At 51.2% G+C, this 14,851-nt stretch carries 16 protein-coding genes; 8 read left to right on the top strand and 8 right to left on the bottom strand.

From position 1 onward, the window contains the following. Nucleotides 1-219: 219 nt before the first annotated feature. The 5 genes from PY793_RS09480 to PY793_RS09460 all read left to right on the top strand — a co-directional run bounded on the left by PY793_RS09480 (nucleotide 220) and on the right by PY793_RS09460 (nucleotide 5,574). Complete coding sequence (locus PY793_RS09480; RefSeq protein ID WP_275177844.1) at nucleotides 220-2,484, top strand: type IV secretory system conjugative DNA transfer family protein; 2,265 nt, start codon at nucleotides 220-222, stop codon at nucleotides 2,482-2,484. 121 nt (nucleotides 2,485-2,605) lie between these two features. Then, nucleotides 2,606-2,989 carry a LexA family protein gene (locus tag PY793_RS09475; RefSeq protein ID WP_212346538.1) on the top strand — a complete coding sequence of 128 codons (384 nt, stop codon included), beginning with the start codon at nucleotides 2,606-2,608 and terminating at the stop codon, nucleotides 2,987-2,989. A 3-nt stretch (nucleotides 2,990-2,992) separates the two neighbouring features. After that, complete coding sequence (locus PY793_RS09470; protein WP_275177843.1) at nucleotides 2,993-4,246, top strand: Y-family DNA polymerase; 1,254 nt, start codon at nucleotides 2,993-2,995, stop codon at nucleotides 4,244-4,246. A 54-nt stretch (nucleotides 4,247-4,300) separates the two neighbouring features. Beyond that, on the top strand, nucleotides 4,301-4,501 hold the full coding sequence (locus PY793_RS09465) for a hypothetical protein (protein WP_212346545.1): 201 nt from the start codon (nucleotides 4,301-4,303) through the stop codon (nucleotides 4,499-4,501). 290 nt (nucleotides 4,502-4,791) lie between these two features. Continuing rightward, a complete protein-coding gene (locus PY793_RS09460) occupies nucleotides 4,792-5,574 on the top strand; it encodes a hypothetical protein (RefSeq protein WP_275177842.1) in 783 nt (260 codons plus the stop codon). A 173-nt stretch (nucleotides 5,575-5,747) separates the two neighbouring features. Here the strand turns inward: PY793_RS09460 and PY793_RS09455 are convergent, their stop codons facing one another. From PY793_RS09455 to PY793_RS09435, 5 genes are all read right to left on the bottom strand, one after another. Next, nucleotides 5,748-6,068 (bottom strand): hypothetical protein, encoded by a 321-nt coding sequence (locus PY793_RS09455; RefSeq protein ID WP_275177841.1) that lies wholly within the window; start codon nucleotides 6,066-6,068, stop codon nucleotides 5,748-5,750. Between the two features lie 15 nt (nucleotides 6,069-6,083). After that, nucleotides 6,084-9,254, bottom strand: a complete 3,171-nt coding sequence (gene mobF, locus PY793_RS09450) for a MobF family relaxase (RefSeq protein ID WP_275177840.1) — start codon at nucleotides 9,252-9,254, stop codon at nucleotides 6,084-6,086. After that, entirely contained in the window at nucleotides 9,251-9,511 is a 261-nt protein-coding gene (locus PY793_RS09445; protein WP_212346598.1) for a hypothetical protein, read from the bottom strand. Before PY793_RS09445 ends, mobF begins: the two co-directional genes overlap by 4 nt. A gap of 70 nt (nucleotides 9,512-9,581) precedes the next feature. Continuing rightward, nucleotides 9,582-9,965: a type II toxin-antitoxin system PemK/MazF family toxin gene (locus PY793_RS09440; RefSeq protein ID WP_212346601.1), complete on the bottom strand. Its 384-nt coding sequence runs from the start codon at nucleotides 9,963-9,965 to the stop codon at nucleotides 9,582-9,584. Further along, nucleotides 9,955-10,197, bottom strand: a complete 243-nt coding sequence (locus tag PY793_RS09435) for a hypothetical protein (protein ID WP_249208575.1) — start codon at nucleotides 10,195-10,197, stop codon at nucleotides 9,955-9,957. Before PY793_RS09435 ends, PY793_RS09440 begins: the two co-directional genes overlap by 11 nt. Before the next feature lie 425 nt (nucleotides 10,198-10,622). On the opposite strand from PY793_RS09435, the gene PY793_RS09430 reads away from it, so the two are divergent. The 3 genes from PY793_RS09430 to PY793_RS09420 all read left to right on the top strand — a co-directional run bounded on the left by PY793_RS09430 (nucleotide 10,623) and on the right by PY793_RS09420 (nucleotide 13,111). Then, complete coding sequence (locus tag PY793_RS09430; protein ID WP_275177839.1) at nucleotides 10,623-11,498, top strand: hypothetical protein; 876 nt, start codon at nucleotides 10,623-10,625, stop codon at nucleotides 11,496-11,498. 68 nt (nucleotides 11,499-11,566) lie between these two features. Continuing rightward, the gene (locus PY793_RS09425) at nucleotides 11,567-12,364 is read left to right on the top strand and encodes a hypothetical protein (RefSeq protein WP_095350569.1); all 798 of its coding nucleotides are present in this window, start codon (nucleotides 11,567-11,569) and stop codon (nucleotides 12,362-12,364) included. A 108-nt stretch (nucleotides 12,365-12,472) separates the two neighbouring features. Beyond that, entirely contained in the window at nucleotides 12,473-13,111 is a 639-nt protein-coding gene (locus PY793_RS09420; protein ID WP_275177838.1) for a hypothetical protein, read from the top strand. A 282-nt stretch (nucleotides 13,112-13,393) separates the two neighbouring features. On the opposite strand, the gene PY793_RS09415 is transcribed toward PY793_RS09420, so the two are convergent. The 3 genes from PY793_RS09415 to PY793_RS09405 are packed head-to-tail and all read right to left on the bottom strand — an operon-like array spanning nucleotide 13,394 to nucleotide 14,542. Then, nucleotides 13,394-13,525 (bottom strand): hypothetical protein, encoded by a 132-nt coding sequence (locus PY793_RS09415; protein ID WP_275177837.1) that lies wholly within the window; start codon nucleotides 13,523-13,525, stop codon nucleotides 13,394-13,396. Between the two features lie 3 nt (nucleotides 13,526-13,528). Next, a complete protein-coding gene (locus PY793_RS09410; protein ID WP_275177836.1) occupies nucleotides 13,529-13,810 on the bottom strand; it encodes a hypothetical protein in 282 nt (93 codons plus the stop codon). Between the two features lie 54 nt (nucleotides 13,811-13,864). Next, entirely contained in the window at nucleotides 13,865-14,542 is a 678-nt protein-coding gene (locus PY793_RS09405; protein WP_275177835.1) for a hypothetical protein, read from the bottom strand. Nucleotides 14,543-14,851 lie beyond the last annotated feature (309 nt).

Here is a 14,851-nt window from a genome sequence, read left to right as displayed (position 1 = left end):
CCCTTGTGATTGTTGCCGCCTTTGCTTTCTGGGGAGGACGACATCTGTCATCCGGTCGTGAAGCCCCGTCAGCACCGTCCGCTCAGATCCTCCGTCCAGACCTTCCAAAATACAATACCCGTGACATGCCACGCGCTCCTACTGATATGGCACGACCACAGCCCATCCAACCCACACCACAGGACAACCCCAACTCGGCATTTGGATTGAATTAAACCCATGGCCATGATCCGCCGTCGTATCGACGGACCGCAAGACCACCACGAACAGCGGGGCGGCATTGCCTATCGGGACACCAGAACGCTCGGTACGCAATTTCAGGAGGCCCTTACCTCTGAAATTTCAGCGGCCGGGCCGCTCACATTTGCAGCTCTTGCCTTTACCATGCCCGCCCTGACACCTCTTCTGCTGCCAATTTCGCTGGCCTACACTGGCTATGTGCTCAGCCGGCCGACTATTATGCCGTTGCGCATTCCTGCGTGCTCATCGCGTAAAGACTACGGCAATCCAGTCCCCAACCCCAAACGCCCCGGTGCGGAAATGCCTGGCAAGGCAGAAGGGGACTGGCTTCTTGGCTGGGACGAAAATACCGGTCAGCAGGTCTGGGTTGCGGGTGGCGATCTGACAATGCACGGCTTGCTACCCGGGGCTACAGGGTCTGGGAAAACCCAGTTCATCTATAGCCTGTTATGTAGTGCTCTGGCCCAAGGAACGGGCTTCACCATTATTGACGGGAAAGCCTCCAACAATCTTGTTTTCTCACTGCAGGCCTTGCAGAGAAAATGGGGCGTGGAGGCCAACATGCGGGTCATCAACTTCCTCGTTTCCAGTGGAGACCGCAAAACCAACACGTGGAATCCCTTCTCATCAGTCAATGCTGAGGGTATGGCAGAACTCCTGCGCACACTTTTTCTCCCCGAAGAAAAAGGAGGAGGGAATTCCGCCCATTTCAGAGATAGGGCGGAAGCGTTATTTGGCAGCGTCTCACAGATTTTTGTCTGGATGAGAGATCATGCAGGCATACCCATCACGGCCGCCACCATCCGCGCCAATTTTTCCAGCATCCAAAGCCTCATTGATCTGGTGAAGACGCAGGATACGAAAAACCGGCACCGTCGATTTTCTTACTTCGATTTCAGGCAACAAAAAATTCGGTCCATCCCGCTGCCAGAGCATTTCCCTGAAGCTATGCTCCAGCCCGTTCGGTCCTATGTTGAAGAAACCGGGGGATACTCAGCCGCCAAAGGTGATGCGGCCAATCAGGATAAGGTGCGCGAGCAGCATTCTTATGTCGTCGGTGGGTTCGCAAAAACCTTCACCATGATGACGACGACCTATGGTCATATCTTCAATTGTGAAGTGCCTGATGTTGATTTAACCGATGTCCAGTACAATCGCCGCAATCTGATTGTTCTGCTGCCCTCTCTTGAAAACGACCGCAGTACAAATGCCGCCATCGGGAAGACTTTCATTACCGCACAGCGGTACGCCATGGCTGCCGCTCTGGGGGCTTCCATCGAAGGCGATTACGAGGACCTGGTAACAAACCGCCCGTCATCGGCGAAAACGCCCTATCTCCAGATTTATGATGAGTTCAATTATTTCGCCACAAAAGACGTCAACGTGATGCTGGCGCAGGCCAGAGAACTCAACATGAGCATGTTTCTCTCCTTTCAGGAGGTGGGTTCGCTATATGCGACCCTTGGCAAGGATGATGCAGCCCCCCTGCTGGGCAACCCAAAACTCAAGATATTCGAAAATATTGAAGATTCCGGGCCGACCAAAGAATGGGTCGAACAGGCCGGTGGCACCATGCAGGTCAGCGTGCTCTCTGGCTACGATAACGCGCCAATCGCTGGCGTCTATGATGATCAGATGAGGGCTGATATCCGAGAGGTCAAACGCATCTCCTGGAGTGATATTCAAAGTCTGCGTCAGGGGCAGGCGATTATTCTCTTTCGAGGAAAGAGAATTTACACGCGTCTGTTTTATGCTGGCGTCAAGCCATCAGGCACGAACAGGATCTATACGCCATTGGTGATGAACACCTCAAGCCGGTACAACGCCACAAGCACTGGCTCGCACTCCAGCAGTGATCATCAGGAGGTGCTCGATCATTTATGTCAGGGGGATGATCTGGTGGACACGACGAACCTGCCAGCTCTCAACGGCGGTTTAGCTGAGATTTATAATCGACTGGCCAAAATTGCAGGAGAGAATGCCCAGCCAAGAGAAGACATGCTTTCTCTGTTTGGGAAGCCGCTTCCCTTACCACCATACCTACCCTTCGCGTGTCTCTTTCGTAACCGGCCTGCCCCACTGCCAGTCAACCAGAGGCCCGGGGTCGTCATGATCAGTCCAGATGTGGACAAGACCCTCTATGAAACTCTCGTCAATTTCGAAATACGCACTGGAGCGCAAGAAGCCGCTGCACGAAATATGGTGTCTCAGGCACTAAACCAGATTAACGCGTCGCCCTCATAACGACAGCCGGACGCGCATCACCCTTTACGCATAGCTTGTCGAAGTCTGCCCAGACGGGACGAATCTCTTGACAGGAAGCCCCGCCTTGTTCTCTTTATGTTCCCATACTGGGAGGATGAACATGCCGGGGCACTATGCAGGTGACAGGACGACAGGGTTTGCAAGTCCCGCCGCCGACTCAATTGAAGGGCCGATTGACTTGTCGGAGATACTCTCCTTGCGCAAACCCAGCCGTTATCCTGTGCGGGTGCAGGGTCTAAATTTTGTCTCACGCGGTGTCCTGAGCGGAGACATCCTAATTGCTGACACGGCAGGTGATCCTGTATCTGGTGCGCTCGTCATTGCATGTGCAGGCGGGCAGATACTGCTGGCTGAACTCCAGAACCGTAACGGACACTGGTTTCTCGTGTCCGGCAACGATGCACAGCAGCCATTACGTGTTGATCCCATGCGAGACGTCGAAATCTGGGGAAGTGTCACAGGACTGGTCCGAACTGAGGTCTGAATCATGTATGGGCTCATCGACTGCAACGCATTCTATTGTTCCTGCCAGCGCACTTTTGACCCTACCCTGAAGCATAAACCTGTCGTTGTGCTCAGCAATAATGATGGGTGCGCCATAGCAAGAACAAAAGAAGCAAAAAACCTTGGGATTAAAATGGGCGATGCATGGCATCTCATTAAAACCCAGAGAAATCTGAAAGACGTGGCCTGGTATTCAAGCAATTATCCGCTCTATGCGGACATGTCTCGGCGTGTCTACGAAGTCCTTCTGGATCATGTGCCACGCGTAGAAGCATACTCGATTGATGAAATGTTTCTTGATCTGGCCGGTTTCTCCGGTGATTTGGCGCAGCGCTGTGACCAGATACGCGCCACAGTTGAGCAAATAACAAAAATACCAACGTGCGTGGGATGGGGACCGACGAAAGCCATAGCCAAGCTGGCCAATTATATCGCAAAGGATCGTCCTGAGCTGGAAGGACTATGTGATCTGAGTGATCCGGCGACACGGCAGAGATACTATCGTAATCTGCCGGTCAGTGAAGTGTGGGGGATCGGTCGCCGCTTGGTGCCGCGCCTTGAGGAAGTCGGCATCCGGAGCATCCAGCAGTTTGTCGAAGCGGATGAGGCCCTGATCAGAAAGTTAATGATGATTACGGGGGTACGTCTTCAGGCCGAACTCCGGGGTGACAGCTGCATGGCCCTTTCAGAAATTATCGAACAGCGGAAAGGTATGACCTGTTCACGTTCGTTCGGACAGCCCGTCACCGAATACACCGACATGCGTGAGGCCATTACGACCTTCACCTCCCGAGCTGCTGAGAAACTCCGTGCGGAAGATCTGGACACGGGCCATATCGCTGTTTTTATCCAGACCAATCCTCATAGACGACAGGATGGTTGGTACGCACCCCAGATTTCGATATCCTGCGAGCCAACAAACGACACGTTCGCACTGGTCGCACACGCGACCCGATTGTTGAAAGTCATGTGGAAGAATGGGTATCGCTATGCCAAAGCAGGAGTCAGTTTCAACGATCTGGCACCAACATGCCGGCAGAATACCTTATTTGCGACAACCAATGAGCGCACACGACAAGCGACAAAAGCTATGGATGCCGTGAACCAGCGTTTCGGAAAAGGCACCATGAGCCTCTTGAGTGCGGGGCTACAGAATAAATGGCAGCCCCGGCAAGGTATGCTTTCGCAGCGTTATACCACCAACATCAACGAGATTATGGAAGCCAAAACTTTCTGAGGAAGGATTCAGGTCCTCATCGTCTACAACGCAAAGCCAAAGCGGATAAAAACCATGACAAACACTAAACCCAATAAAATAAATCGAGCTGCGGCTCTTGTAGAAATTAACGGAGAAGTAATGCTCCTAAAATTATCCACGCATGCCTGGCAGGAAATATTGGATATCGCAGCCCGAGACGCAGGAGGTGAACTGGTAGTTTCGAAAGTGCCCAACCAGAATGTGCTTAATGATATTTCAACACTATCTGTGTGAATGGAAAGAGGGAGATATCCAGAGCATCGAAACCTCAGGGAAAGCTTGCTTATTTCCGCACAGAGAATGATCAAGATATTTTTGTCGAAATCCTAAATTTCAACGAAATTTTTCATTAATCGTCAGTCTAACCAGCCAAAGTAGGTCTTATCTTTATTTGGTAGGAATCCTATATCTAAGGTACATCATGATAGGTGGGAGCGATCTACACTGACAGTAAAATGAGAGAGCGATGATCCTGCCTCATTTTAGCACATGAAACAACATCGACAGAGAATAGGTTGAGCCAAATGATCAAAGATAAAGAATTGGAAAAAATGAAAGGTGAGTATGATAATATCAAAAAATCATATGAAACCTTCATTGTTGCGTGGCAGCAAGCCAGAAAAAAATATTCTGCTTGGAGATTGATGTCAAATAATAAAAGTAATTCTGAAAGAATTTTCTCTGAAAAGAGAAATTTTTGCCGCTCAGGGTACAATATAATTGTAGAATGCGTAATAAATGATTTGCTAATTTCTTTATTGAAGATGTTCGAGGTTAGCAAGATTGAATGTGGTAAAACGCAAACAGTGAGGACACTATCTCTATTTTATATTTTCCATTTTTTATTTGATGACGACATTGCCTCAAAAATTAAGGAAAAACACAAAGAATCACACTCATGTGATGGTCCAGAATTTGATATTATTATGTCTAAGCTGAAAAAAATAAAGTCGATAATAAAAAGTCGAAAATTTAAAAATATTATAGATACGAATAGGGAATTTAGAAATAAAATTACCGGACACTATGACGTGAATACAATTCTCGAGCTATCTAAGATTGAGAAACCCCCCTATGTTGAAATGAAGTATATGTACATAATTTCTCTCTGGTGCCGAAGATGGTTGGGATATTTGATTGAGGGTGAATTTATCACGGACCTCGATTTAAATAATAAGGGGCACGACTTATCTTTGTTATGCTTTTGTCTCGGCATTAGAGTTGAAAATAACGATGAAGAGAAGTCCTTCAAAGACCAGCTTAACAAAAAAATCAGAATTGAAAATATATCATTTCCTCAACAATGAATACTAAAGTTTTTGTATCAGAAAGCAGCCTATCGATAGGAAATAAAAACTCTTATTCTCTTTGATCGTGAGCATCGTCAAGCCTGCCTGAGTGGGCTTGACGGTCTGCTCGAAGCATTTTTCGGGATTGTGAATTAAGACTCACCTTCACAAAAGAGTCTTTTTGGATGTGATTAGCTCATCCAGCCTCTCTGCCATCGCCACGCCTTGTTGACTAAAGATGTCAGAACCCCTTGATCAGTTTTAGAATTGACCAGAGCAGAATGCTTGCTGAGAAAATAATAGGCTGACTGCATATCTGCGATACCCCAGCTCGGCCGGTCTTCAATAAATTGCCTCAATCCTTCAAGAGCAACCTGATTGACATCTTCAATCCTTCGCCGGAAAGCTTGGTATTCCGCGATATTCTGACAATTTTCCGCTTCACGCTCCAGCGCGATCAGCGGAGCCAACATCACAATCAGCTGCTCCATTTCCATCACACTATCATCCACAGCGTTGTTCTCCCTTTACAAATCTGGCTCAGCGTTGCGACTTCTGCCTCTGTCACGCGACTGCTCCTGTTGTCGGGCGCGCATTGCTTGCTGGTCATGTTTCAGCCCATCAACTGATTTCTTGATCGCCTCAGCCACATTCTGTGTCTGATAGGCCTGACGTCGAAGTTTGCGGCTCACATCATCCCACTGTTCTGGCGTTATCGTGCGCAGTCCACGACTGGCCTGTCGTGCTCTTTGCTTCTCACCGGGGGACTTCCCTGCCTGCCTTGCCTTCTCATTGACATGCGCCTGTGTAATCCAACGACGAAGATCGTTCTGATACTTTAGCTCAACACCTTCCAGATCGATTGCCAGAGCCTTGTATGGGTGTCTCCCCATGTCACCAGCAATACGATTCAGAATATCCTCAATCGTTACAGGGGTCTTATCTCCTAATGGACGGGCAAAGGTTTCTGCCTCTGTGACCGGGGCTTCAGCGATCTTCGTCCAACTGGTCAAAACGTGACGGCTCTCAGCGACATAGGCTGTAAACCCCGTAATTGCTGTCGTTCCCCGGGGCATGGCGTTAATATGTTCATCAGAGGTGATGCCCTGAGCGGCATCAATCGTCATGGCGTGACCGAAGCCTAACTTGATCCGTCCCGTTTTCTGGTCCGCCAAACGCTCCCATGGGACAAAACCTTCAACGCCCTTACCATTCCGCAGGACGATACCGTTGTCGTTCCATCCTTTTACGTCGACAAAATCACCATTGTTCCCCAACTGGCGCCAACGGCTCCGATCGTTTGATCGCGTGAGGCAATTTGTCCTCGAAAAAAGGCGCACCCTGTCGCCAACAGAGAGCGGTAAATCATATTCCTCTTCTCTTTGATCTATGGCCGCCCGAACGATCTCTTCTTTTCCAATTTCACCCCGAACACGCAGCCTTTCACGCACAGCAATACTGAGGGCCATGACGTCTTCGTTGGTAGGAGCTGACATTGTAATCCCACGTTTTGACCCGGCCGCCGTCAGCATGTCACGACGTTTAAGATAAAAGTCCGCGATGTTTTCCACGACCTGTGTGTGATCGCCGCCGACAAGACTGAACGTACCGTCCTTACGCTTCATGTCGATCGCCTGTCGCGCACGTTGAGTATCCTGCTCTTTCTGCTTTGCCTCAGAAAGTGTCAGGTCTCGGCCGGGGCTCCGAAACAAGCCGGCGATTTCACGCCCGCGGACTGTTTTCTGACGAACGGTGCTAAGAAGAGCAGGCTGCGCTTCCTTGGGAAGGACACGCATAAGCAGTTCCACAGCGTCACCTGCTTCAATCGCCTGAGCCTGTTCACGGTCGGCCAGAATGCGTAAGGCAAAGCCTGCTTCGCGCTGGTAACGCAGGATCTGTAACATCTGACCTGGTGCAATCTGGCTCCCTTCATCCAGAACCAGAACGCTATCTGAGTCGAGACTAAGGCTCCCATCTTCAATTTTTCTCAGAAGGGGCGCAAGAGCATAGCGCTCTTCGATACCCGCGTCCGACAGGGCGTCAGCCTGACGCCATGCCAGTGCTGCCCCGACCATCCGCCGCCCATCATGTTTCCATGCATCCACCAACGGCTGGAGCAAGGTGGTCTTACCAGCCCCTGCGACACCCGTCAGGAAGGCAAGCTGGCCAGCCTCCCCCATCGCATAAATGGCCGCGAGCTGTGCCTTGCCATGATCTGGCTCGCGCTCAAAATCCAACCCTGAACGCGCAATAGCCGCCGCGATCTGCTCGCTCGGCAACACGCCTGTCTGCGTTCTCGACGCCAGGCCAGCCAACTCCGCCATTTCCTCTTCAAGCGCCACCTGAGCTGTTGTCGCAATCTGAACCAACCGGTCGCGCTCTTTCTCAACGAACAGGACCATCTCTCCATTCATCATGATGCCCCGTTCTTCAATCATCTCCGCAACACGGTCTATGTCTGCACAGGACGCTATCCCTGACGCGATCAGCCCATGGGCTGCGTGTACCCGGAACATGTTTTTATCCAGCACCGCAGCAGTGCGAAACTCCTCTGCCAACAGTTTGGCCGCGACCTCATAAGCTTTCTCGAAACGCTCCTGCTCCGAAAGCTCTCTGGGCTTTTCATCAGTGAGAACAGTCTTATGCTCCCAGCCCATTTCCCTGGCCTGCTCGCGCCATATCTCCCGATCATTCGTGCCATCATATTTTTTGGAACGGTAAGCCAGATTGGCCTGATGCAACACCTGAAACTTCTGATCGGCCGTCATGGTATTCCAGTCGCCACCCTGACGTTTTACAAAAGCCTTTGCCTGCTGCTCGGCCTGCCTCGACCGCTTGGAAAACGCCTCACAGGCCTCTCTGGGGATAGCCTCAATAACAACCGCCTTACCACGCGCGTCAGGCGCAACCTGCACGCCAAGTTTTCGCAGCTCCTGCGCCAGCTCAGCCTGAAAATACGCACCATAAAGATGAGCCGTCACTTTGGTCAGACGCGCGCTGTCTAGTGATCCAACATGCCCACTCTCTGTCGCCACCGCATTGAGCATAACGTTATGGATGTGGGCTTGCGGATCACCCGGCACAGGGATTTCCACTGAAGCCGTGGCCCCAGCTTCACCATCCTGAATATGTAAGGCTGGTCGAGCTGTATAATGACGAAAAGAAACCCATGCCACCTCGCCTTCTTCTTCGAAGGCTTTATCTCCAGACCCTCTCCTGGCAAGGCCTATTTCCGAACCTATCAAACGAAGCGCACGGTCATTGGCAAGATGAATTGCCTGCCAGATCAGAGCCTGTTCTGCTTTAGTCGCCGCAAACTCAGCTGCTAGCGTGACAGACTTATCTGGCGAAGCTGTGAAATCAAACCCGGATATCTCACGTTTTCTGCCAGTATTTTTCCATGCCACTCCTGTGTCAGCTCTTGTCGCTTCAAAAAGCCTTGCCAGAGCCTCATCCGTCGGCGGTTTAGTTGTATCAATACCCAAAGCGTCAGCAATATGAGCCCCAATATTAGGAGCCCATGCCCCTTTCCCTTCCCGGCCAGTATAATAAGAGTTCAGCCGCTCTCCATTTTCCGTGTTTTTGTCCAGATCACGATCAGTACGAACATCATTTTCTGGCTCTAATTGATGTTCCCTCAAATAAGCCACGATGAGCTTTCCGGCCCCATTCGCTGTTAATTTGCGAAAGGTGATCATGCCAGTCCTCCTGATCTGGCAACTCTGACCAGTTCATCGACAGACGCCTGTACACCATTCAGTGTGTCAGATAGCCCAGTAATGGCGTTAGCCATCTGAGACAGCGCCTCAGAGATTTTAGCACTTTCATCGTCATCATCTGCTGGGCTGAGCAACTTCAGGATATCTTTGATATCCGTCCCCATGACATCGCTCTTTGACAGGAGCGTCACCAAAATATCTGCTATTTTTTGCTGACTTGTATCGACCACGCTCATCTCTCCCTTCCATTATGAAAGCAAGAGTATGATGCGTGTAGTTGTGAATACGGTTTGTCAGCGGAAGTCGTTAAATATCTGCCCCGATGAGAAATGCGATCTGTTTACGCATCATCTCCAGCTGTTCAGACCGAACTGAACTATCCGTCGGCACAACACGCAATTTGGACGTTGTCGTAACAAGCGCACAAACAGCCCAGCAGACTTTGGAACAACCATTCTCTGGTGAGGGATCGAGCCTGACACTCAGGTCGGGGATGACCAATCCCTCATCATCAGTCAGTGGGACAAGAATGACATTCGGCCACTCGGCCGGAAACAGATCATCTTCCACAACGACAGCTGGACGACGCTTATTGGGTTCTTTCGGAAGCGCATCCCCACGCCAATCAGCCAGAACGATCTGACCAGGACGAAAGATCATCGTGCTGGCAACTGGCCGATCAGACGCCATTGCTATGGGCTCCACCTGTCTCTTCAAAGAGAGCCAGCCGTTCTGGCGTTTCCGAGGCATAATGGGCAACCCGAGCACTATCCTGATGAATACGTTGCCGTTTGGCTGCTCTGGCTCCTGCACTCAGGATGTCTCTCACCAGATTGCTCAGCGGGATACCCTGAGAGCTCGCCTCCTGTTCCAGATCCCGCCGCAACCTGTCGTCAAGACGTATGGATAATGGTCCAGCCATCACTTCCTCCTTACATAATGTAGAGACATTATCGTATTACGATTTGGTATTACAACTAAAAACATACGCTCAATAAGGGTCATAGAAGGCTGCATCCGTTCTTTGTCGAGTGCCGCATTCAAGCGGATTTCTACCTCGCCTTGCCCCGGATGTCGTGACAACGACAGTCCCTCATGGCGATAGCGCGAAGCGCAAACCGAAAGGTTTGCATTTGTATATGGAAAACGCTTTCTTACTGTCCCGCTTTTGTCGCGTTATTTCGACAGAAGCGGGATGGTATTGTCTCGGGAAAAAGAATCTGATAGGCACGAAATGCGCAGCAGAGAGGCGTCAGATGGTCTCTGCCAATATTTTCGGTTTTTTGATGTCTGACGCCCGCGCCTGGTTTCTGGTGCTATGAGGGGGGGTTCAAAATGAGTGGATGCATGGCACCCGATATCAACAGCATGTTGTCATTAGTGGGCGGTGGAGTAGGACACTCGCCATTGTTTAGTTTTCTCCGGCTTCACCATGACAGCATTGTTGCCAAAGCTGCTGGAGACCGGATGAACTGGGAAAAACTATGTCAGTGGTTTGCTCAGGCGGGGTTAACCAATGTTCATGGCGAAATCCCCACTAAAGATTGCGCGAGAAAGACATGGTACCGCGTGAGGAAGACCATCTCGGCAGCCACCAAGAAGTTGGCAGCCGTTGATAACAGCAAGCGTGTTGCTCTTGAGGCGCAGCGGGTTGAGGCTTTAGAGAACAAAAAGGCTCTGGAAAGTGACCGCGAAGCTTTGAAGATCGCTATGCTCAAAGCCGACGAAGGTGTCCAAGAACGCCGCCTTGCAGCAAGCCGTGAGCGTAGCCAATCCGTCCTTTTCCCTGACATGGCGGCACCGCAAACCGCGCCGCATTCTGACACACACAATACGTCAAATATGTCTGCTCCCCCCTCAGTAACCATCGGTCAGGTTGCTACGCACTTCACGATGAAAAAACAGGCGCCCCGGTATGGGGACGCCCGGAACACGCCATTACCTGCCCCCTACGTTGGACCACGTCCTGAAGGAATGCCCGCAAACCTCCCACTGGAAGCCTTAATGCCTCTATCGGCAACCGGGCGCAGACCGGACGGGAATATTGATTTTGAGCAAATGCCGGGCCTGCCTCGGAGATCATTTTATGAAACTGATCGAGAATGGGCGCTTGATTGCATGCCCATGCTCGAAGCAATCCCCCATGCGACCAGAACGAACGTGATCAAAGCGATGATTTCATGGATGCAGATGAAACTAGGTAACGGTTACAGGTCCAAATAACCGTATTCACAACCACCCCGCGTATCCTTGTTCCATTGCGCTTTGCAATGAAACAAGGATTAACTGAGATGACTAGAAAAACAGACCAGTCACCTGTGGCTGAAGCGGTTCCAGCCAATCCGCACATATCAGCGATCAAAGCAGGTCGAGGCAACCTTGGCGGTTCCACGATACTCGGCCCGCTCAGCGAACGGGCAATTTATGCGGGACGCTCGGTTCTTCTGGCTGACGGGGATGTGCGCAATCGTGGCCTTTCCCAATATTCGACAATCTTTGACAAATACGGCTTTCCCCGTCCTGCCAGCGAAGAAAGTGGGGAACTGAAACGCTGGTACACTGACGCTTTTAGTGCTGCGATTGAAAAAAAGGCGTCTCTGATTGTTGACGTTGGTGGTGGGGATCGTACGCTCGAAGAATGGGCCAATGAGGACAATCTTGTTCAAGCAGCTGATGCCATGGGTCTTCCCGTGACAGGCATATTTATGTGCGGCCCCCAACCGGGCGACATTGAATATCTCTTGAGCCTCTGGGAAAGCCAGATGTTCAAACCGCGCAGGGGTATCATTGTCTTGAACGAGTGGGCTGTCCCAGTTGGACATAAACCCGATAATGTATTTGCCCCGCTTTATACTGACAGCCGTTTACTCGATGTTGACGGTATGGATGTCGCATTCCTGCGCATCCCAAAACTTACCTGCATGCGTGATGTCCAACTGTCTGGCTTGTCGTTTCATGATGCTGCGGAAGGTAAGAACGGCATAACTGGTAAGCCTCTAGACCCCATGCGGCGGTGGCAAGTTCAAAACTGGCTTGAGGTCATCGAGCAGAACATTGCTACTGCCAATATTACGACGTGGCTTCCTTAATTGATAAGGAACTGCCGAAATATTGAACCTCCTTTTTTCTATCCATTTTGAACCAGATTTCGCTGCATGGACATAAAGTCCCTATGCAGCGGCTGGCCGGGAATAATAATGTCACCTGACCATGACAATTCCGAGATACACGCTCTATTAGAAGCGGGTAAATCGCTAGAACGCGCTGCTCAGTTGGAAGGGATTGATGCGCATACTCCGCTTGGCCAATGGATCATCTCTGTGCGTGCCGCGATGGATGCCCACGCAAGGCTGGTCCAATCGTCTTCAGCTCGCATGGAATCTTTTGAAGCTCAGCTCAAACAGATTATTGAGATATCTAGGAAAGACACTGAGCGCCTGTGTGAGTTACTCGATAAAGGCTGCCAGAACATCCAAGCCCTGCAAAACACTGGGGAAGCCCGCCTGAAAGAGCAGGAGCTGTCACTCAAACAGGATCAGCAGGCGCTATTCAGTCATTTCATGCTGTCATTGGAGAAGGGGCTGAAGGATCAGGTTTTCGAGCGTATCCGCGAGCGCCTGCCGACGCAGGAATACACGTTTTACCGTGAAGCCCGCTGGCATGGATATGTCCGGCTTGTCCTTATGGCATGTGGTCTGATTTTTTTGGGAGCACTCGGCCCCCTCATAGCGACATGGGACCAGAACAGTCGGGGCCGTTACTGCCTTGCACACACGTATCATGATTCCAAAACTGGTCAGATATGGTGTGACCTGAACGATGTGTCTTCTCCCTGAGGATGTGGTGTTCAGCCCGTTCCGGCCTGTCCAGTCCAGAGCGACCTGAGCCTGACGGAGTGGCCTGCGTCCAGGGCGGGGCTATTGCCCTGCTCTGGGGGCGGGCCACTCCGTCCTGGCGAGGGTTGCGCCGCCGCGTAGCGGAGCCGAAGGCTGACTGGACAGGCCGGAACGGGCGATACGCTTATGGTTAAGCGGACAAGATACGCATAAGGCGGCCGAGGCCGCCTTATTCTGTTTGGCGCGTAAAGAGGGGCAGGTCTGGCCTGCCCGTCTACTCTATTAAGACCGTTCGAGAGACTGCCGTAATTTGGCCAGTTTATTTGCAATAGGACCAAGAGCCAGCCCGATAAGAGCCGTGATCAGGCAAAAAGGAACAGCCAAAGTCAAAATGACGCGTGTCATATCGTCCATAACTCAACCCTCCTCGGTATCATTATACGGGATGTAAAGAAGGAAAAGCAAAGACAAGATTTCCAGAGTCGAGGCGAAAACCAGAGCGCTCCACACTTTCTGGGGTGTGATCGTCTGGGGAGCGTTAAATATTGGCGTGATCAAACCCACAGCGACAATTGATAAGGCCACGGTTTGGAAAGCTGCCGCTATGGCTTTAAGTCGATCTTCCTTATTTTTTTTCCTTTGAGGCGGTGGCAGGATCGCCCGCAAGAACGGGTGAGAATGTTTGTCGTGATCCGTCATTAAACTCTGTCCAAAACTGCACGGAGTGCCGGGGCGATAGCCCCGGCTTGGTTTTCAGATACCCAGCGCGTCCAGCATGGCGGCTGTTGCTTTCTCGTCAACGGGCTGCTTGCTGCGTGTGTTCTGGTAGGCTTTCCATTCTTCGCCCATCAGTTCGGCATAAGCCCGGCAAGCCCCTTCTGCTACGCAGGTCACGGAATAGGCTTTAACGCCGTTTTCGGCTGCAATCCGGGCCAATTTAACAACCTGATTTTCGCCACCATCAACGCCCATACGGTCCTGATCGCGGTGTTCATTTGCAAACTGGTCTTTTGCGTCTCTTGCGATCTGACGGCGGGTTTCGTAGAAGTTTGCGGCCCCGATAGCGGAACGGACGAGAGCGTCGACAATGCGGTCAAGGTGCATCTTGAGGGCTGTCAGGTTGTCGTCACCACGAATCTGGTTGACCAGCACGGGGTAAAGGATATTGAACTGATCGCGCACAATGGCGTCCCCTGTCCCGATCAGTTCATCTGTATCGGCAGTTTCAATCGCGAAATGTGACACAATCTGTGCAACCCGGGTTTCATCGGGGACAATATCTTTTGCGGCCTTGAGTGTGGGAACCTCCATAGCGGCTTTACGTGCCTGCGCTTCCTGAAAGCGGCGGACCTGTTCGGGGGAAGCCTTACCGGCTGCATCACCCTTGCGGGGAGCGGATTTCTGAGCGATTGTGTTTTTACCGTCGGACATGAAACTTGCCTTTCTGTTCTACGCAGTCCCGGTCTGGTGTTCGAGCACTGACCGGGGCGCTTTGTTGTTTGGGCCTATTCCCTCTCAACAAGTAAAGAATAGTACAGACCGAAAATAAACGCAAGCAATAAAACCGAAAAAGTGGCCAATAACCGCCTTTTTTATTTTCATTTCTCCAAAGAATAATGGTTGCGTGGCAAGTAAATATCGACTGTTTTACTAGACCATATCCTGCCGGGGTTCGGGGCGGCGAGCGCCCGAGGCGGTTCCGAGAGTGGAGGGGATGGAGGCGTTTTTCTGAGCCACATC

It is taken from the genome of Acetobacter fabarum (assembly GCF_029069195.1).
Taxonomy (GTDB): domain Bacteria; phylum Pseudomonadota; class Alphaproteobacteria; order Acetobacterales; family Acetobacteraceae; genus Acetobacter; species Acetobacter fabarum_A.
The sequence above is the reverse complement of the archived record's forward strand: the minus strand, read 5'-3'. Positions and strand labels throughout refer to the sequence as shown.